At 38.5% G+C, this 19049-nt stretch carries 17 protein-coding genes; 12 read left to right on the forward strand and 5 right to left on the reverse strand.

Annotated features, from left to right (window positions below):
• The first annotated feature begins 63 nt into the window (after window positions 1-63).
• Window positions 64-414 carry a Rieske (2Fe-2S) protein gene (locus QI031_RS29195; RefSeq protein WP_281483035.1) on the forward strand — a complete coding sequence of 117 codons (351 nt, stop codon included), beginning with the start codon at window positions 64-66 and terminating at the stop codon, window positions 412-414.
• A 91-nt stretch (window positions 415-505) separates the two neighbouring features.
• Here QI031_RS29195 and QI031_RS29200 read toward each other — a convergent pair whose 3' ends face one another.
• Genes QI031_RS29200 through QI031_RS29210 form a run of 3 tightly spaced genes read right to left on the reverse strand, consistent with a single transcriptional unit; the run spans window position 506 to window position 3536 of the window.
• Window positions 506-1213, reverse strand: a complete 708-nt coding sequence (locus tag QI031_RS29200; protein ID WP_281483036.1) for an actin-binding WH2 domain-containing protein — start codon at window positions 1211-1213, stop codon at window positions 506-508.
• Between the two features lie 39 nt (window positions 1214-1252).
• Window positions 1253-1960, reverse strand: coding sequence for an actin-binding WH2 domain-containing protein (locus QI031_RS29205; RefSeq protein WP_281483037.1), 708 nt, complete (start codon window positions 1958-1960; stop codon window positions 1253-1255).
• 22 nt (window positions 1961-1982) lie between these two features.
• Window positions 1983-3536, reverse strand: a complete 1554-nt coding sequence (locus QI031_RS29210) for an NAD(P)/FAD-dependent oxidoreductase (protein ID WP_281483038.1) — start codon at window positions 3534-3536, stop codon at window positions 1983-1985.
• A gap of 607 nt (window positions 3537-4143) precedes the next feature.
• On the opposite strand from QI031_RS29210, the gene QI031_RS29215 reads away from it, so the two are divergent.
• The 11 genes from QI031_RS29215 (at window position 4144) to mgtE (ending at window position 17608) form a co-directional block, all read left to right on the forward strand.
• On the forward strand, window positions 4144-5433 hold the full coding sequence (locus tag QI031_RS29215) for a glycosyltransferase (RefSeq protein WP_281483039.1): 1290 nt from the start codon (window positions 4144-4146) through the stop codon (window positions 5431-5433).
• A 55-nt stretch (window positions 5434-5488) separates the two neighbouring features.
• Entirely contained in the window at window positions 5489-6517 is a 1029-nt protein-coding gene (locus QI031_RS29220) for a glycosyltransferase family 2 protein (RefSeq protein WP_281483040.1), read from the forward strand.
• A gap of 167 nt (window positions 6518-6684) precedes the next feature.
• On the forward strand, window positions 6685-8301 hold the full coding sequence (locus QI031_RS29225; RefSeq protein WP_281483041.1) for a hypothetical protein: 1617 nt from the start codon (window positions 6685-6687) through the stop codon (window positions 8299-8301).
• 28 nt (window positions 8302-8329) lie between these two features.
• The gene (locus QI031_RS29230; protein ID WP_281483042.1) at window positions 8330-9175 is read left to right on the forward strand and encodes an ABC transporter permease; all 846 of its coding nucleotides are present in this window, start codon (window positions 8330-8332) and stop codon (window positions 9173-9175) included.
• 2 nt (window positions 9176-9177) lie between these two features.
• Window positions 9178-10455 carry an ABC transporter ATP-binding protein gene (locus QI031_RS29235; protein WP_281483043.1) on the forward strand — a complete coding sequence of 426 codons (1278 nt, stop codon included), beginning with the start codon at window positions 9178-9180 and terminating at the stop codon, window positions 10453-10455.
• Window positions 10456-10497: 42 nt separating this feature from the next.
• Window positions 10498-11397 carry a glycosyltransferase family 2 protein gene (locus tag QI031_RS29240; RefSeq protein ID WP_281483044.1) on the forward strand — a complete coding sequence of 300 codons (900 nt, stop codon included), beginning with the start codon at window positions 10498-10500 and terminating at the stop codon, window positions 11395-11397.
• 124 nt (window positions 11398-11521) lie between these two features.
• Window positions 11522-12514 carry a glycosyltransferase family 2 protein gene (locus QI031_RS29245; protein WP_281483045.1) on the forward strand — a complete coding sequence of 331 codons (993 nt, stop codon included), beginning with the start codon at window positions 11522-11524 and terminating at the stop codon, window positions 12512-12514.
• A gap of 201 nt (window positions 12515-12715) precedes the next feature.
• Complete coding sequence (locus tag QI031_RS29250; protein WP_425526050.1) at window positions 12716-13420, forward strand: TVP38/TMEM64 family protein; 705 nt, start codon at window positions 12716-12718, stop codon at window positions 13418-13420.
• 64 nt (window positions 13421-13484) lie between these two features.
• Window positions 13485-15026, forward strand: coding sequence for a mercuric reductase (locus tag QI031_RS29255; RefSeq protein ID WP_281483047.1), 1542 nt, complete (start codon window positions 13485-13487; stop codon window positions 15024-15026).
• A 409-nt stretch (window positions 15027-15435) separates the two neighbouring features.
• Window positions 15436-15786: a hypothetical protein gene (locus QI031_RS29260; protein WP_281483048.1), complete on the forward strand. Its 351-nt coding sequence runs from the start codon at window positions 15436-15438 to the stop codon at window positions 15784-15786.
• Window positions 15787-16207: 421 nt separating this feature from the next.
• Window positions 16208-17608 carry a magnesium transporter gene (gene mgtE / locus QI031_RS29265; RefSeq protein ID WP_281483049.1) on the forward strand — a complete coding sequence of 467 codons (1401 nt, stop codon included), beginning with the start codon at window positions 16208-16210 and terminating at the stop codon, window positions 17606-17608.
• A gap of 75 nt (window positions 17609-17683) precedes the next feature.
• Here mgtE and QI031_RS29270 read toward each other — a convergent pair whose 3' ends face one another.
• The gene (locus tag QI031_RS29270; RefSeq protein WP_281483050.1) at window positions 17684-17941 is read right to left on the reverse strand and encodes a hypothetical protein; all 258 of its coding nucleotides are present in this window, start codon (window positions 17939-17941) and stop codon (window positions 17684-17686) included.
• A 164-nt stretch (window positions 17942-18105) separates the two neighbouring features.
• A complete protein-coding gene (locus QI031_RS29275; RefSeq protein ID WP_281483051.1) occupies window positions 18106-18969 on the reverse strand; it encodes an SDR family oxidoreductase in 864 nt (287 codons plus the stop codon).
• Window positions 18970-19049: the final 80 nt, after the last annotated feature.

Here is a 19049-nt window from a genome sequence, read left to right on the forward strand (position 1 = left end):
AGAGCCTAAAATTTTAAAGTCTTCCCTTAAGCAGCATCTCCATATAAATCAAGTGAGGTATTAATGAACTGGATTAAAGTTCTTTCTCAAGACGAACTACCACTTAATGAACGCAAAGTAGTAAAAGTTGAACAGCATAATATTTTACTACTTAACCATAATAACCAAATCTATGCAGTAGAAAATTCCTGTCCTCACATGAAGCTACCGATGAAGAAAGGTAAAATTACAGAGGATGGAGCAATTATCTGTCCTTTTCATCGTAGCGCTTTTGACTTGTCCACTGGTAATGTCAAAGAATGGAGTACTTTTCCTCCAGGTATCGGCAAGGTATTGGGTGTAATTTCTCAAGAAAAGCCACTACCAGTTTTTCCTACGCGTCTACAGGAAGGAAGTATTTGGGTGGAGTTGTAATATAGCAGTCCTAAATCATGAACAACAAGATCCCCGACTTCTTTAAGAAGTCGGGGATCTGAGCCTCTCACTTTGCATAGAAATACGGCGCTTAATGAAAGCCTAAAATTTCAGAAATAGCCGCAACAATATCTAAATAAAAGTTACCTTTCACTGCCCGAAATAACTCAAATTTGGAGCCAGGCGCACCAAAAAAAGGTCTGAGAAACCATCCTAACTGCATACCCACAAAGCCATAAAGCAATAACCATGATCTTAAAATAGTGGTGCGGGTTTTTTTGCCAACTTCCTCTTGTTGAGAAAGTAACTGCATTCCTTCATAAAGAAATTTCACACCAAAGATGCCTGTAATGGCAAAAATTAATACATTTAACAGTTTAAAAAATTGATAAGAATCTGGGGTAGTGATCAGAAAAAATAGTGTAACTGGTGCCAAGCTGAATAAAAGCACACTAATTACTGATACCGATGTGAGTAATACAGCAAAATGTTGTTGAATACTGCTTCGAGAACCAAATAAAACACTAAAAAAGAACAAAGTGGGAAAACAAATAATCAGTGTTAACAAATAGAATGCTGGTAACTTAATAGCGCCAGATAAAGCTTGCGCCCAACTGTGAGATGCACCAATAATGATGCCATAGAGTGCAAAGAAAATAGAACTAGAAACAAACAGGGAACTAATTTTATTTTGTAATCTTATTTCTTGACGGATTTCTTCTAAAAATCCCTGGCGATCGCGTAGTAAACTAATTAAGACGTGGAAGTGTCGAATTTTGTAAGATTTTTTTTCTAACATGACAATTTGATATTTATTTGCTGTTATGTAAATTTGGATTTATGAACGAAATCCTAAAAGATAGGTAATAGCTTGAATCACGCTTAAATAAAAATTGCCCTCTCTTTCTCGAAATAATTCAAACACAGAACCAGGTGTACCAAAAAACGGTCTGAGAGTCCATCCTAGTTGACTACCGACAAAAGCATAAAGAAATAACCAAAATTGTAAGATTTTCTTACGGGTTTTGCTACCTTCATCTTCTTGTTCTAAAACTAGATTAGTTGCCTGATATAAAGCAGAAATACCAATAAATCCTGTTAAAGCGAAAATAAATACATTTAATAAAATTAAAAATTGGTAATTATTGGTGGTAATTAAGAAAAATAATGTAATTGGGGCAAAGCTAAATAAAAGAACGCTAGTCACTGAAACCGCAGTTAATACTAAAGCAAAATGTTGACTAAAAGTGCGTTTTGAACCAAAAATTATATTAGCAAAGTACAATGTTGGTAAACAAATTAATAAAGTGATTAAATACAAAGCCGGTAGCTTAATAGCGGAAGCTAAAGCTTGCATCCAGCTATGATATGCTCCAATAATTCCGCCATAAATGGCAATAAATAAAGAACTACAAACCAGCAAAGAAATAATCTTATTTGGTAATCTGATATCTTGACGGATTTCTTCTAAAAATCCCTGGCGATCGCGTAGTAAGCCAATCAGCACAGCAAAGTATTTTATACCTACAGATTTACGTTCCATCATATTATCCTCACACCGTTATGATTCAAGTTTCATCCACATAATCACAGCCAGAACCAAACTTCCAAGCATCAATTAAACGATGCCAATAATATTGTTGTTCTTTTGGTTGGTTCTTAATCCATGTTTCTAGCATTGGGCTTAACCAAAACAAGGCAGTATAAATACTTAAATTACCATAATGCACCATCCAATCGAGTAAACTTGCCAAACCTACCTGGGGAATGATCTTGGTAACTAATCCTGGATGAGAAAAACCAGTTTTTAAAAGTGTTTGTGTTAAAGGCGAAAACTGTACAACATCTTGCAAAAAAGGTTTAAGTACTGGTGTGCCTAGTTGTTGCATTTCTGCAAACACTGCTGCAAGTAGTTGGTTAATCTGATCTGGATCAATCTTTTGATTGACACCAACACTCATCGCTTTTTGAAATAACCAAGTAACAGTCAAACTTGGTTGATAAGGTTGTAGTAGTGCCAATGCTTTTGTAGATACTTGATTTGTTTCTAACGCTTCTTGAATACCCAAAGTTAGGCGCTTAAGGTGACGCACCATCGCCCCAAAACCACCAAAACTCAACGGAGATTGACTACCACTACTATCTCCCACTGGCAGAATACGATTCCAAGGGGTTTTGAGTGGACTTTGGCGATAAGTAGGAAAAAAGCCAAATAACGCCCGTTGAAAATGCAACTGGCTCAGTTCCACACCCTGATATTCTGGTAACAGACACAGATATTCCTCAAATAGTTCTGCTAAACTCAAACGTTGCGGATGTGCATCCATGTAAGTAAACAAGTAAGTAGTTCTACCATCTCTGGCGGGGAAGGCTTCCCAGAAGTATTGACACTGATTCTGTAAAGATGTAAACGATAACAACAAATCGCCTGAGTTATTTTCCGGAAATCCTTGGGCGCAACTTCCCACTACTAGACAAAGGGCATCTGGTTGTTTGCCTTGGCGTGCTTGCCGGGTGATGGGAGAAAAATGTCCCATCGCATCAATTAACAACTCACCTGTAAATTGGTTATTTACTATCACCCCATTGGGATGAATTACTGCCTCAGCAAAGGGTGTTTTTTCTAACAATTCTCCCCCAGCAGCCAAAAATTTGTTCTTTAATGTAGCCAGTAAATAAACTGGATCTACACCAATATTTAAGACATCTTCTACCCAAACTTCCGTGTTATTATTGAAGCTAACTCTTGCTGGATTGTATTGAGTGGCGATCGCTTGTTGCAATTCGGTATCTGTTAGCAAGTTCAATTCCAAAAATACCTCTAACTCTTGGCGGGAAATATTCCACTCTTGCTCTCTTCCTTGCAGAATACCTTTTTCCATCAACGCTACTCGTAGCCCTTGTACCGCTAAGGCACAACCAATTAAAATGCCTAAAGTCCCACCGCAAATAATCACATCCCACTCTACAGAATCTAAAGGCTGCTGACTTGCCTGAATTACTGTAGGTACTGGTGCTGTATTTTCTCTAATAGATGTTAATAGGCGATTGCCTTGGTGCAACCCCCCCAAAACATCACCTGGTAATTGTGAAAGAATTTTTTGAGTTAAGGAACTAGACATAAAACATTAATTCCAGCAAAGTTACTCTTCTTAATCGTATCTTTACTAAACAAAGTTTGAAGTCTAAATGATGTTCGCGTCACATCTCAGTAAAAGACGGATAAAAAATCGGTTCGCTATACCATAATAGAGGAAATTTTTCGAGTCTTTAAACTCAATATTTTCTCAAAAATTTTTGCACTCTTCTTACTCAAACACACCAGCTTTTAGCTTTATGAGGTGGAATAATTTCATACTTTATACTTTATGCTTCAATTAACTCGATTTCATGTCGTAATCTTTAGATAACACCTTGATATCTTTATCAAAAATTCATCAATTATGGTTTGTACTTAAGTAGAGTTTCATGTTAGTTTATATTTAAGCAAATTTTATACTTTACTTTATAATTAATTCATGAAAAATTTATCTAAACACTAAACAGTTAATTGAGTTATTTAGTATTTAGATAATGTTTTCTATTTCCAGGAAATACAGTTTATTTTTAATGAAAATAAATGTACCAAGCGAGAGATGTTTAGTTAAAAGCAGTTCGGTAAAAGTTATCTAGCATCTAAAAACTTTGAAATTAAAGTATAACTAACTACTAATTTTGTAGGATATTACCATGAAAATTGCTTTTATAGTTGGAGGTTTTCCCGTATTATCAGAAACTTTTGTAATTAATCAAGTAATAGGATTAATCGAACGTGGTCATGAGGTTGACATTTATGGTATACCACCAGCTATTGATTCTTCTAAAGTTCATCCAGATGTGGAAAAGTATAACCTGCTGGCTCACACCCATTATCCACCAACAATTTCTAAAAACTATTTATGGCGCATCCTCAAAGGTATAGGATTAATTATTAAAAATTTTCATAAATCTCCTTTGGTTATTCTGCGATCGCTTAACTTGTTTTATGGAAAACGAGCAATTTCTTTGCGGTTGCTGTACTCAGTGATGCAGTTATTAGAAGCTCAACCTTATGATATTATCCACTGCCAGTTCGGGACTTATGGTCTAGAAGGAATGATTTTGCGTGACATTGGGGCTATCCAAGGAAAGTTAATTACTACGTTTCGAGGTTATGATATCAGTCTGTTTATTCAGCAGCGTGGAAAACATGTTTATGACTCCCTATTTGCGAAAGGAGATTTTTTTCTAGCGAATTGCGAGTTTTTTAAGAAAAAAGCCATCAAACTAGGTTGTGATCCCAAAAAAATTGTCGTGCATGGTTCGGGAATAGATAGTAGCCGCTTTCCCTTTCAACTAAGATATCCTCGTCCGGATGGTAAAATCCGTATTGCGACAACTGGTCGTCTTGTTGAAAAAAAAGGGATAGAATATAGCATTCGTGCTGTTGCAAAAGTGTTAAAGATTTATCCAAATGTAGAATATACAATTATTGGCGATGGTTGTTTAAAAGAAGATTTGCAACAGCTAATTAATTCCTTGAATATTGCTAATAAAGTGAAACTTTTGGGTTGGAAAAACCAAGTAGAAATCATTGAAATTCTCAATAATTCTGATATATTTGTGGCTGCCAGCGTTACAGGTAAAGATGGAAACCAAGATGCTCCAGTTAATACTTTAAAAGAAGCAATGGTTATGGGCTTACCAGTTATAGCTACTCTTCATGGTGGTATACCTGAACTTGTTAAAGACGGTATCTCTGGTTTTTTAGTTCCAGAGAAAGATAGCGATGCGATCGCTGAAAAATTAATTTACCTCATCGAGCATCCAGAAATTTGGTCACAAATGGGTCAAGCCGGACGAACTTATGTAGAATCTCACTATGACATGAATAAGCTAAGTGATGAGCTAGTGCAAATTTATCAACAAGTAGTGATGAGTAGCTCACATTATCAAGAACTAGTATTAAATTCAACAGGAAGTTATGAAGCCATAAACTAAATTTTCTAGTTTAACTGAATTAATTGAAAATTATACAAGGAGACTGATTAAGATTATGAACTCATCAGCGATCGCAGCCCCAGAAGTGACAATAATTGTTGCTCCACGGGAGCGTTTTAGTCATAGCCGTGAATCCCTAGAAAGTATTTATGAACATACTAAATACCCTTTTAAATTAATTTATATAGATGGAGGTTCCCCGCGTCACATCAAAGATTATCTAGCACAACAAGCCCAGCAAAAACAATTTCAACTAATACGCACCGATTATTATCTTTCTCCAAACCGCGCTAGAAACCTTGGTCTGCGTCAAGTCACAAGCAAGTATGTTGTTTTCATTGATAATGACGTAGTAGTTAGTCCCGGCTGGCTTCAGCCTCTAGTCGAATGTGCCGAAGAAACAGATGCAATGATAGTTAGCCCTCTAATCTGTCAAGGTACACCTTTGCATGAAGAAGTGCATTGTGCGGGTGGAGAATCTGGAGTTTTAGTGGAAACCAAAGGCGAAACCACAAGACGACGGATAATTGAAAAAATTTATAAGCAAGGTCGCAAAATAGCAGATGTGCGCCCCCAACTGCAACGGCACAAAACCGGATTAGCAGAGTTTCATTGCATGATGGTACGTACAGACTTATTTCAGCAAATTGGTCTTTTAGATGAGGAACTACTGAACACAAAAGAACATGTTGATTTGTGCATATTAGTATCTGAAATTGGTGGTACAGTTTATCTGGAACCTAAATCTCTAATGACTTATGTGACAGGGCAACCATTGGAGTTAACAGATATAAGTTACTATATGTTGCGTTGGAGCGATGCCTGGGAATTAAAAAGTCTCAAACGCTTACGCGACAAGTGGAACCTAACCGAAGATGAGTACTTTAAAAACAAGTACAAACGGTTAGGGTGGAGGCGAAATATGACAATCATCAATCCCCTTGCGCGTAAATTGCCCATCGGTAAGTTTGGCTCACGGGCAACTGGAAAAGTTTTATTTTTTATAGATAAAGCAGTCAACCGTTTTGTGACCACTCGTTATGCTCAAAAGCACTTGCCAAGTCTCCAAAATCAAGACTCATAAAAACTGGCGCAATCTACAATTACAGCATCATCATGTAGTTGATGAGATGCTAACCCACCAAGAATAGTAGCTTACCAAACACGACTTTTATTTAGAAGTTGTAGTAAAAGTAAACTTTATTTTCATAAACAACAACTCCTTGACTCAGCCAAGAATACAAATTTCTCATGAGCGCGATCAAAAATGAAATTTTAGCAAAAAATGAAAAATTTTTGCCTGCCCAAGACTCTAAACCTAGGATGCGGCCTCATCGACGACAGTTCGTCGTAGGGTCAAAAGCCTTTCGCGCCTATGAAGATTGGCAGTCTCATCAACTTGATGCATCTACCTGGGTTTCTTACTGTGCCGAACTCCGTGCTGACTGGGTGAGTGATGCCGATGGTATCGAATGGATGCTTTTGGGACTCGCCGTAGAAACACTTGAATCTCAAGCAGACCCTTTAATAGAAATTGCCCGGACGGCAAGCGCTGATGTACCAGACCTTTACGCTAGCTGGGCAGGTCGCTGGGTCTTAATTGGTCGTAGTGAAATACACATGGACGCTAGTGGCTTGCTAGGCTGCTTTTACGGTACGACATCCAACAAACAAATGTGGGTATCCAGCAGTTCGGTTCTGCTGACTAAAATACTTTCGCCCAATGCTCCGCCCGCAGTAGTTCCTGAAACCTTGCATTATGAAGCCGGAATCTCGTGGTTTCCACCTCCTTATTCCCACTTTGTAGGAATAAGTCGGCTGTTACCGAGCCAAGTTATTGAACTTAAAACAGGCAGTATTAGATCGCGATCGCTGATGCCGCCGATTGATCCTTCTCTTGGCTATGACAAAACTTTAGAGCTTTTTAAAAATAGCTTAATCACAGCACTCAAAAGGCTACCTACTGAAGAAAACGAATTATGGTTGGGGTTGACAGGTGGTATAGACTCACGACTTTTGTTTGCTATAGCCCATTATGCTGGCATTAAGATTATCCCTTTTACCCGTATTAGTGCCAGAATGTCACTTGGCGATCGCTTGCTACCGCCCAAATTGGCACAAGAACTAGGGTACAAACACATCTACCTGCAAAGACAAAAGAGTAATTTTGACCGTCAGCCCTTAGTCACCGAACATACTGGAGGTCATGTATCAGTTGGTGATGCTGAACCCTTTATCCAAAGTGTACGGGATCACCTCAAAGGAATCTCTGTCGGTGGCTGGTGCTTTGAAACAGGCAAAGCACTTTTTCGTGATTTATTACCTGATACTTTTGATGATCCGAAAATTTGCGCTCGACAAATCGCCCAACTATTTGGAGAGCCAGTCGATTCAGTCATGACGCAAAAGATCCGCGATTGGCTAGAATTAATTCAAAAAACCCCACAGGAACACTTAGATTGGCGGGATCGATTTTTTATCGAGCAACGCTTAGGAGGCTGGCAAAGTTCTAAAGAACAGTTATACGACCTGACTAAAGTTGAAAGAGTTCCTATTATCAATGCTGCTCGTAACTATGCACTTCTGCTTGGGTTAGAAGAGTCCTGTCGTATTAATGCCCAGTATCAAATTGATTTGCTTTCTCAAACTGCCCCGACATTGAGTAAGTATCCTTATAACCCGCCTAATAGTTATTTTGGTACTCTGATTGGCTTCAAAGCGATCGCAATTCAATTGGTCAGTAACCCCATATACGTGTATAGAAAATTTGCAGGCAAAGTGCGATGGATAACAAGCAGAATTAAACTTTCTCAAGATTCACTATATTTTTATAGAAAAATTGTAGGTAGGCTGCGATCAAAAAAATAAAAATTACATCACAAAATGAGGGTTTACAATGCCGCCTGAGGTAGTTTATACACCTGAAAGTATGCTTAGGCATCCTAAGCAATTATTTTGGCAAATGTGGCGAGACTTGCTAGCTTCTCGCGAACTCGCTTGGCGATTGATGATCAGAGATCTTAGCGCTCAATATCGTCAATCTTTTTTAGGAATAGCTTGGGCTTTTTTACCGCCCATGATTATGGCCGCTGGTTTTACCCTTGCCAATAAAGCCAATGTTATTAATGTTGGTGCAACAGATTTACCTTATCCGGCTTATGTCATGTTCAGCACAGCATTGTGGCAAACATTTGTTGAGGCTTTAAACGGGCCAGTGCAAGCCGTGACAGTAGCAAAACCCATGTTAGCCAGAGTTAACTTTCCGCGAGAGGCACTGATTTTAGCAAAGGTAGGCGAAGTATTTTTTAACTTTGCTGTCAAGCTAATTTTAATCATAGCGTTGTTTATCTGGTTTCGTATTCCCATCACTTGGACAGTAATTTTAACTCCAGTACCGTTAGTTAATTTAATTTTGTTGGGAACGTTTCTTGGAGTTTTATTAGCTCCTTTGGGGGTGTTATATCAAGATATATCTAAAGGACTAACTTTAATTACAGGTTTTTGGTTATTTTTGACTCCTGTAGTTTATCCAGTTCCCAGAGATGGAACTTTTGGGTTTTTAGTCCAAATGAATCCTGTCACTCCTCTTTTGGTAACAGCACGAGATTTAGCCACAACAGGAGTAGTATCAGATCCTAATCGTTTTTGGTTAGTAAGTGCCATTACTCTAGTAGGGTTACTATTAACCTGGATTGCATTTCGTCTGGCGATGCCTTTTGTGGTTGAGAGAGTTAGTTCTTAATAATGACTAAATTAATAGATCAAAAAATTTCTGTTCAGCCTCAAGATACTGAAGTATTTGTTTCAGTCGATAACGTTTCTAAAAAATTTTGTAGAGACTTAAAGAGTTCTTTATTCTATGGTGTTCAAGATATTGCCACAGAGTTAGTAGGAAGTAACAGAAAAAGTGATACTTTGCGTCCAAAGGAGTTTTGGGCACTTAAAGATGTGAGCTTTCAATTGCGGCGTGGAGAAGCTATAGGGTTAGTAGGCTCAAACGGTGCTGGAAAAAGTACCCTATTACGTATTATTAGTGGCTTAATTAAACCTGATACTGGCTCTGTAAAAGTTAAAGGCAAGCTGGCTCCATTAATTGCTCTGGGGGCAGGGTTCAACCCCATATTGACAGGACGAGAAAATATATATGCCAATATGTCAATTCTGGGTCTAGCCACTAAAGAAATCAAAGAAAGATTTCAAGATGTGATAGATTTTTCCGGAATTGGAGATGCGATTGATGCACCAGTACAAACTTATAGTTCTGGGATGGCAGCTAGACTGGGATTTGCTTGTGCAGTGTATATAGAACCAGATGTTTTACTAATTGATGAAGTATTGGCTGTAGGAGATATAAAATTTAGGATGAAGTGCCATAAGAAGTTGGCTCAACTTCGAGAGAATGGCACGGCTTTTGTGTTAGTTTCTCATAATGCTCATAGCATCCTCAATGTATGTAAATCTTCAATTTATTTATCAAAAGGTCAGTTAATTACTTATGGTGAAACCGAATTAGTAATTCGGAAATATGAAGAAGACCTGTGTCTCAATGGCGCAGAGAGTGCTTTAGGAAGAATGGTTCTGCCCGAAAAGTCTGAAGCAGAAAGTATGGGTTTAGATTTTACCTCTGTATTTTTTAGAGATGAGCAAGGAAAGTCTCTAGAAACATTATTTTCAGGTGAACCTGCTTCTTTATGTGTCGAATGTAAAGCTCATCAAAAAATTGATCAAGCCAATTTAAGCGTTTTAGTAACAGCTTTATCAGGGGAAAATGATCGAGTTTTGCATCTAACTACTGCTAGTGATAATGAAGAACTTACAATATTACCCGGTAAATCTGAGATTCAAATGTATATGCCTTACTGTTCTTTAATACCTGGTGTATACAGCGCCAAAATTTATATTCGCAGGGGTGTACAGTCATTTGATATGATTGAATCTTTTAGATTTACTGTCAAAACCAACAAGACTGTCAGTAGGTGTTTATTCTATCAACCACGTACATGGAAAGTTATTAGTAGTTGATTACTTAGTACGTTCTCACCTCAATAAATAAAGGCTTTCAAGATGAGCCAACCTCTACTTAGCATTATTATTCCTACCCACAACCGACCTCATCTAATAGCTCACGCTGTCCAAAGTGCCCTTGAGCAAACTATGGATGATTTAGAGGTCATCGTTGTTGATGACGCTTCAAGAGAGCCAATAGACTTACCAAGTCATCCTCGACTCAGGACAATTCGTTTATCACAGCCTCATGGTGGTGCGGGAACTCGTAACGTTGGTCTTGAAGCCGCCCTCGGTCGATGGGTAACATTCTTAGATGATGATGACCGACTTTTGCCCCACATGGCGGCTGTGTCCCTAGAAGCGCTGTCTCAGACCACTTTACCAGCACCAGTAGCAGTAATATCGGGCTTGGAAAAAGTAAACTCTCAAGGTCAAGTCCTAGAAACACGCCTTCCTCCACCACAGCGTCTGTGTGGCGCTCACTTTTCTTTAGAAGAACTGGAACCAGGAAAATCTTACAACACCAAGCAAACCCTGGTCGTAGAACGTGAAGTGCTTCATAAGATTGGTGGTTGGGATAGCTCATTTCGCTCTCGTGTCCACTCCGAACTCTTTTTGCGACTCAATCCGGCTTGTTCAATTATTGGTCTACCCATTGTTACTTATCAACTGTATACTCACGAGGGAGAAAGAGTTTCACGCAATCCTATACTTCGTCAAGAAAGCTTTCTACAACTTGTGCGTAAGTACGAATCACTTTTTAAAGCGCATCCGAAGATGTTTGCCCAGTTAGTCTATGACCACGCTTTCATCTCTTATAAAATTGGTCAAAAACGTGCTGCTTTCTTCAATTTATGCTGGGCAATGCAAATAGATCCATTTTATATATTTCCTCGCATCGCATCTAGGTTTTATCGGTCAGGATTGAAAAAGTTATCAGGTGCATACAAGATATAAGCGCTTTGCTTGTTGATTTTACTTGCTGTACAAATGAAGTTGATAATTTGCCAGTAAATTTAATCTTTCATGCAGGCATTAATGTAGAAATCTTGTTTACATCCTATTTAGGATTCCTGAATATATGCCTAAATTAGTTTCAGTAATTATACCCTGTTTCAATGCAGAAAAATGGGTAGCAGAAGCAATTGATAGTTGTTTAAAACAGACTTATTCTGATATCGAAATCATTGTCATTGATGATGGTTCTACAGACAATTCTTTAGAGATTATCAAAAGTTATGGTAATCAAATCATCTGGCAAACTTTACTTCATAAAGGAGGAAATTATGCCAGAAATAGAGGCTTATACTTAGCGAAAGGAGAATATATCCAGTATTTAGACGCAGATGATTATATCTTACCCGAAAAAATAGAACGACAAGTCAATTTCTTAGAAGCAACAGATGCAGATGTTGTTTATGGTGATTGGAGACATCAACGTCATTTACCTAATGGTTCAATTTTCTTAGGTAAGATCGAAATTTCTGAGATGCAAACAGATATCTTAGCTTCTTTACTAGCTAACTGGTGGGTTGCTCTTGCTGCTTTTCTTTATAAAAGAACCGCAGTAGAAAATAGTGATGGATGGGATGAAACCTTACCTGCGGCTCAGGACAGGGATTTTCTATTATCAGTAGTAATGAATAATCACAAGGTTGTATACCAATCTGGCTGTTATTCAATTTATAGAAGATACGGTTCTGTAACAGTTTCGACATCTTCTAAAAGCCGTTGGTTAAAAAGCCATTATTTAGTATTAGAAAAGGTAGAGAGGAAATTACTACAGAATAATCAACTTTCAATGCAGTATCGCCATGCTCTAGCCAAATCATATTTTGAACTCGCGAGAGAGTCTTTATCTATTGACTACTCACAATATTTAAGCTTTTTAGAAGAGACTTTAGCTTTATTTCCAGAGTTTAAAGCCAACAGCAAAAGGCCAGTGTATAAGCTTGTGCAAGACATTCTAGGTTTTCGACGAGCTGAAAGAATTGCCTGTCAAATTTTACTAGTGAAGCGATTTATTTATTCAAGTTTTGTTCATTCAAGAGGACAACTTAGTATTACATCTTAATATAGTTGCAGCTAATATTTACTGCTATTTAGCTAGATTGATTACTGTAAGCGATCGCTATCTCAAATTTCTCATCTATCAGCAACTTCAAACAGATGTTAGGATGCAATCATATTGATACCATCCTTACAAATTATGAAAAAGCAATTCACTTTATATCAATTTAATACCACAAATTTGTGGAAGTTTTTTCAATTGGGTATGTTCATATTAGTATTGAGCATACCTTTGTTACTGCACATAGATCCTGCCTCGGCACAAGAATCTGTAAATACAAATGCTTTTAATCCCCAAATGCTTTTACGGAATGCTTTGCAGTGGATTGATAGCCTTGGCGCGGTGGGAGCTTTAGCCTTTATTGGTCTTTATATTATTGCTACTGTTGCTTTTTTACCAGGCTCAATTTTGACTTTGGGTGCTGGTGTTATTTTTGGCGTAGTTTGGGGTTCTGTTTACGTGTTTATTGGTGCAACTCTAGGAGCTACTGCTGCTTTTCTTGTGGGACGTTATTTAGCAAGGAGTTGGGTTGCTAACAAAATTGCAGGTAACAAAAAGTTTGCTGCTATTGACCAAGCAGTCGGTACAGAAGGATTAAAAATTGTTTTATTAACGCGACTTTCCCCAGTATTTCCCTTCAATTTATTGAATTACGCCTTTGGAATCACCGGAGTTTCACTCAAAGACTACTTTATTGGCTCTGTAGGGATGATTCCTGGAACTATAATGTACGTTTATATTGGTTCACTGGCTGGTAATCTGGCCATGATTGGTACAGAAGCTCAACCCAGCAACCCCACTATACAATGGGCAATTCGGATTGTCGGTTTGATCGCCACGATCGCAGTTACAGTTTATGTTACGCGTATTGCTCAAAAAGCTCTAGAAGATGAAGTAATTAAAAGTTAAATACCTAAAAAAACACCCATCAGCTAACTGTGACATTTTCCATTCTCCAAAGAGGTATAGTCGGATGTCCAATGCAGAGCGAGTCATAGTCCGCCCAGTAGATGAATATAATCAAAAATTGGTTTCTAATGTCCATCCGCCTAATTGGGTAAATCCCCAGCCTGCTGATTGTTACGACTTGGTGGTAATTGGTGCTGGAACGGCGGGATTAGTTGTAGCTGCTGGTGCTGCGGGACTGGATTTAGGCTTAAAAGTAGCCTTGATTGAAAAGCATCTTATGGGTGGAGATTGCTTGAATGTTGGTTGCGTACCATCTAAAACTGTGATTCGCTCGGCTCGCGTAGTTGGTGAAATCTGGGATGCCAAAAATTTGGGAATTAATATTCCTCAACAAATTGATGTTGATTTTCCTGCTGTGATGGCGCGGATGCGACGGGTAAGATCTGGTATTAGCCATAATGACTCGGCTGAACGTTTTCAATCTCTGGGAGTAGATGTTTTTTTGGGTAGCGGTAAATTTGCCGGTCAGAATACCGTAGAAGTTGACGGCAAAATTCTTAAGTTTAAAAAAGCAGTAATTGCTACTGGAGCCAGAGCCGCACGGCTTTCAATTCCTGGAATCGAAGAGGCAGGATATCTAACTAATGAAACAGTATTTTCCCTCATCCAGCGACCGGAACGATTGGCGGTAATTGGTGGCGGCCCTATCGGTTGCGAATTGGCTCAGGCTTTTCGGCGGTTGGGTTGTGAGGTGGTACTTTTTCATAGTGGTTCTCACCTCTTGAATAAAGAAGATGCTGATGCTGCGGAAATTGTCCAAAATGTCTTGGTTCAAGAAGGAATACGCTTGGTATTAAATTGTCAGTTGCAAGAGGTAGCAACTGTCACCGAAGGCAAGCGACTTTATTTTTCTGTGAATGGTCATCGAGATTCTATAACTGTAGATGAGATTTTAGTGGGTGCGGGACGTGCGCCAAATGTGGAAGGACTAAATTTAGAAGTTGTAGGAGTAGAGTACGACCAACGTCAAGGCGTGAAGGTCAATGATTACCTGCAAACCACGAATCCCAGAATTTATGCTGCTGGTGATATCTGCATGAATTGGAAGTTTACCCATGCAGCCGATGCCGCAGCGCGAATTGTCATTAAGAATACGCTGTTTTCTCCTTTTGGTTTGGGACGCTCTAAATTGAGTGACCTAGTGATGCCGTGGGTAACATATACTGACCCCGAAATTGCTCATGTGGGAATGTACGAACACCAAGCGCAGAAAATGGGTATTGATGTAACTACAATTAAAATTCCTTTTAGTAGTGTAGATCGAGCGATCACAGATAATGAAGAGTCAGGATTTGTCAAAATTCACCACAAAAAAGGATCTGATGAAATTATCGGTGCAACTATAGTCGCCGCTCATGCAGGCGAGATGATTTCAGAAGTGACTACAGCAATTGTCAATAAAATCGGTTTGAGTAAATTAAGCAGTGTAATTCATCCTTATCCAACTCAAGCTGAAGCAATTAAAAAGGCGGCAGACGCTTATCGGCGTACACTGTTGACACCTCGTACTAAAAAATTATTAGGATTTTTGACGAAGCTTTCTTGATAATTTTTAATAATATTTAAGTAGCAGATTTAGCTAATAAATAGGACTACACTCTATTTAAAAAATCTGGCGTTGCTGATTGATGGGATAAATTTTGTTTCGCGCAAAGGCGCAAAGGCGCAAAAAATTAATCTTTAGTCTTGGTAAAACATCTTAATTCATCCCATATTTATGCAACGCCAAAAATCTTTTTTAGTTATGTAACTTTTGCATACTTAAATAAGTCATTAAAAATACAGCAGATTTCAAGTTGGTGAGACAAAAAAATACTTCACCCGCCTTATTAAGGGAGGTGTACTTCATTTACTTGCAAAGTGCTTTATTTTCTATTTAATAGGAATATGATTTTTTCCAGTAACGCAACATACTTTGTTACTAGGAAAATAAATTTAATCTATGGCATTATAAAATGTTTTCTATAAATCGTACCTTCGTAGTAGTTTTACCAGTTGTCAGCTTAGGAATATTAACTGCCTGTGCTAGAGATCATAGCGAAGCTACAATCGCTAACGAGTTACTAAGATCTAAACCGAATATGATACTTAATGTTAAACGTCAAGCAGGTAACTGTCCTGAAACTATTGGAATTTGGACTTTCTTACTTCCTTTTGAAGGTGGTGCAGAACATACAGCTGTGGCTGATATGAGGAATGCAAAGTTAGTATCCTCAGGCAAAAAATTTGTGGAATATGAATCAATGCTCCGTAACTCCCATGCATCTTGTATTGGCAGCGCTCATACCATTTCACGAAATTATTGATACAAATTACTTTTCTTACTCCCCCTACCTCCCCTGCTTCCCCTGCTTGCCCAAATGTATCAACTTTAAAGTGAAACGGTATCAGTCGCAGAGGCCGCCTGTATACAATTTTCGGTTTCGCAATGGAAAAGTTTACTTTCGTGTGGATTTCAACAAAGCAACATTAAATACCGAAATTACGTATCAAGGAATAGGTGGTTATCGCCCTTATGTGCGTTGGATAGCTGTAGAATAGTTTAAAAATAAGTTAATTCATTAACTTTCAGGCAAAAAGACTTAAATTTTGATCTTAATAGCTTTATTGTTAAAAATTATTTTACAAAATAAAGTCAGGAAAATTACAAGTTTGACGTTTCCTATTCCCACTTTCCCCTAGACTAATGGCAGCAAACTTGTTCAAACTGGCTGAGGAAAGTAGACTTTGACTGAGACGAACAATTTAAACTCTATTCTTCATAATGTCACCCGTAGAGAACTGCGGGATTTAGTGCGGACTCAGTTGCAAATGTTGTTAGAGGCAGGAGACTTGCAGGGAGCAAAAGCTATTCTTGTGCCTGTGCAGCCTGCGGATATTGCTGAGGCAATTGAAGGATTGCCAGAAGCAATGCACGCTTTGGCTTTTCGCTTGCTTTCTAAGACTGAAGCGATTGAGGTTTATGAATATCTTGATTACAGTGTTCAAGAACATTTAATTACAGAACTCAAAAGTCAGGATGTTCGAGACATTGTAGATAAAATGTCACCGGATGACCGAGCTAGGTTATTTGACGAATTACCAGCAAAAGTTGTCAATCGTTTGTTAGAGCAACTGAGTCCAGGAGAACGTGAAGCTACAGCCCAACTTTTGGGTTATGAAGCTGATACTGCTGGGCGAATCATGACACCAGAGGTGATCTCTTTAAAGGAAAATTTTACAGTTGGTGTTGCTTTAGAACGGATTCGCACCCTTGCTAATGCTAGCGAGATGATTTATTACCTCTACGTTACTGATAGTGCGAGGCAATTGACTGGGATGTTATCACTACGAGATTTGGTGACATCTCAGCCAGATGAACCAATTGGCGAAATTATGACTCGTGATGTGGTATATGTCCATACAGATACAGACCAAGAAGAAGTAGCTAGATTAATCCAAAGATATGACTTTTTGGCTGTACCAGTTGTAGATCGAGAACACCGTTTAGTAGGTATTGTCACCGTCGATGATGTAATTGATATTCTGCAACAAGAAACTACTGAAGATATCTACGCTTTAGGTGGTGGTGTGCAGTCTGATGGTGACAATTATTTTCAGATGAATTTATTGCAAGTTGCCCGCAAGCGTGTTGTCTGGTTATTTGTTTTACTGATTACTAATACAATTACTGGCACAATTATTAAGTCACAAGAGGATATTTTGGCAAAAGTGGTAACACTAACAGCATTTATTCCTTTGTTGACAGGTACGGGCGGTAATGTAGGCGCTCAGTCTTCGACAGTGGTAATTCGGGGGATGAACACCGATGAGATCCGATCGCTTGGTGCATTGCAAGTGGTAGGGCGCGAAGCGATCGCTGGGGCTTTATTAGGAGGAATGTTAGGCACAATCGCTACTGTCTGGGCTTACTTTTTGCAAGGACGGATAGAAGTAGCGATCGCAGTAGGCGTTAGTTTAGTAGCTATTTCTGTTTTAGCTTCTATTTCTGGTTCCGCACTACCATTTTTGTTCCGTTTTTTGCGTTTAGATCCAGCTTTAATGTCAGCGCCGTTTATTACTACAGCCGTTGACGTACTTGGCGTTTTGATTTACTTTAATTTGGCGCGGGTAATTTTAAACTTATGAGTTATCAGTTGTGAGTGGTGAGTTGCGAGTTAAATATTTTTTAATTTAATACTCCTCACTCCTCACTGCTAATTTTTACAAATCTGAGGCAGTATCTGGTGCAACAACTTCACCAGTTCCCAACTCCAGTATCATGTCCTGGTAAGTAATCAATTCACTAAGTTCTTTAACTTGTAAATTCATCTCTTCACAAGCCTGCCGCAATTCTCGTGAGAACTTATTAAGATCGTCACCGTAGCCACATTGATAAGCAGCAGTTTCAATTCCCTGCTTGGCATTTGCTCTAGCACAATCTACTAGTTCTGTGCCATGCAATGGTTTTGCAGATGCCATAGTTCGTAATTATTTATTAGGTGTGCGTCGATAGCTAGATTAGCAACTGTTCAGTATTAACGCATCCCCCTGATGGATGAATAAAAAAGTAAAGTGAGAAATTAAAAGTAAAAATTCCTCACTTCTAATTCCTAACTCTTCATTTTTAACTATTAATTTTTGACTCAACCGTTAATTATTTCTCCACCATTGGGATGTAAAACTTGACCAGACATATAAGAAGCATCATCAGAAGCTAAAAACACATAGCTAGGCGCAACTTCTTCTGGTTGTCCGGCTCGTTGCATCGGCACTTGTTTCCCAAAAGTTTCCACTTTCTCTTCGGGAAAAGTTGAGGGAATTAAAGGTGTCCAAATTGGCCCCGGTGCTACAGCATTTACCCGAATCCCTTTGCTGACTAAATTTTGTGACAAAGAGCGAGTAAAAGCTACAATTGCACCTTTTGTAGAAGAATAATCAAGTAGCTGCTGATTGCCTTTATAAGCTGTAACTGATGTAGTATTAACTATGGTGCTGCCTTTTTGTAAATGTTTTAATGCTGCTTTAGTCATAAAAAACATAGAGAAAATGTTAGTACTGAACGTACGTTCTAACTGTTCTTTACTAATATCTTCAATGCTTTTTTGGGGATGCTGTTCGGCAGCATTATTGACGAGAATATCTAGTTTACCAAACTCATCTACCGTTTGCTGTACAGCTTGTTGACAAAAAGCTTCTTCGGTGATGTCGCCTGCTATGGCTAACGCCCGACGACCTTGTTTTTCTACTAAATTTTTGGTTTCTTTAGCATCGTCATGTTCGTTAAGGTAAACGATCGCTACATTAGCACCTTCTTTAGCGAATGCGATCGCCACAGCACGACCAATACCACTATCTCCACCCGTAATTAATGCTACTTTATCTTGCAACTTGCCACTACCCTGATACTGAGCATCATCTGCTTTTGGTTTTGGCTGCATTTTTGATTCTACACCAGGTGGTTTTTGTTCCTGTGGTGGCTGTAATTTTTCTTTGTCTGATGCTGGCATAAAATTTTTCCTAGAAATTGGCTAGAAAGTTGAAAATTCAGCTGAAAGGAAGCAAAAAGTCTTGATTTTTTCTTTTGCTT

It is taken from the genome of Halotia branconii CENA392 (genome assembly GCF_029953635.1).
In the GTDB taxonomy this organism is placed as follows: Bacteria; Cyanobacteriota; Cyanobacteriia; order Cyanobacteriales; family Nostocaceae; genus Halotia; species Halotia branconii.

Coding starts and splice junctions, on each gene's coding strand:
- QI031_RS29195 (WP_281483035.1), top strand. CDS start 64: ATGAACTGGATTAAAGTTCTTTCTCAAGACGAACTACCACTTAATGAA.
- QI031_RS29200 (WP_281483036.1), bottom strand. CDS start 1,213: ATGTTAGAAAAAAAATCTTACAAAATTCGACACTTCCACGTCTTAATT.
- QI031_RS29205 (WP_281483037.1), bottom strand. CDS start 1,960: ATGATGGAACGTAAATCTGTAGGTATAAAATACTTTGCTGTGCTGATT.
- QI031_RS29210 (WP_281483038.1), bottom strand. CDS start 3,536: ATGTCTAGTTCCTTAACTCAAAAAATTCTTTCACAATTACCAGGTGAT.
- QI031_RS29215 (WP_281483039.1), top strand. CDS start 4,144: ATGAAAATTGCTTTTATAGTTGGAGGTTTTCCCGTATTATCAGAAACT.
- QI031_RS29220 (WP_281483040.1), top strand. CDS start 5,489: ATGAACTCATCAGCGATCGCAGCCCCAGAAGTGACAATAATTGTTGCT.
- QI031_RS29225 (WP_281483041.1), top strand. CDS start 6,685: ATGAGCGCGATCAAAAATGAAATTTTAGCAAAAAATGAAAAATTTTTG.
- QI031_RS29230 (WP_281483042.1), top strand. CDS start 8,330: ATGCCGCCTGAGGTAGTTTATACACCTGAAAGTATGCTTAGGCATCCT.
- QI031_RS29235 (WP_281483043.1), top strand. CDS start 9,178: ATGACTAAATTAATAGATCAAAAAATTTCTGTTCAGCCTCAAGATACT.
- QI031_RS29240 (WP_281483044.1), top strand. CDS start 10,498: ATGAGCCAACCTCTACTTAGCATTATTATTCCTACCCACAACCGACCT.
- QI031_RS29245 (WP_281483045.1), top strand. CDS start 11,522: ATGCCTAAATTAGTTTCAGTAATTATACCCTGTTTCAATGCAGAAAAA.
- QI031_RS29250 (WP_425526050.1), top strand. CDS start 12,716: ATGTTCATATTAGTATTGAGCATACCTTTGTTACTGCACATAGATCCT.
- QI031_RS29255 (WP_281483047.1), top strand. CDS start 13,485: ATGTCCAATGCAGAGCGAGTCATAGTCCGCCCAGTAGATGAATATAAT.
- QI031_RS29260 (WP_281483048.1), top strand. CDS start 15,436: ATGTTTTCTATAAATCGTACCTTCGTAGTAGTTTTACCAGTTGTCAGC.
- QI031_RS29270 (WP_281483050.1), bottom strand. CDS start 17,941: ATGGCATCTGCAAAACCATTGCATGGCACAGAACTAGTAGATTGTGCT.
- QI031_RS29275 (WP_281483051.1), bottom strand. CDS start 18,969: ATGCCAGCATCAGACAAAGAAAAATTACAGCCACCACAGGAACAAAAA.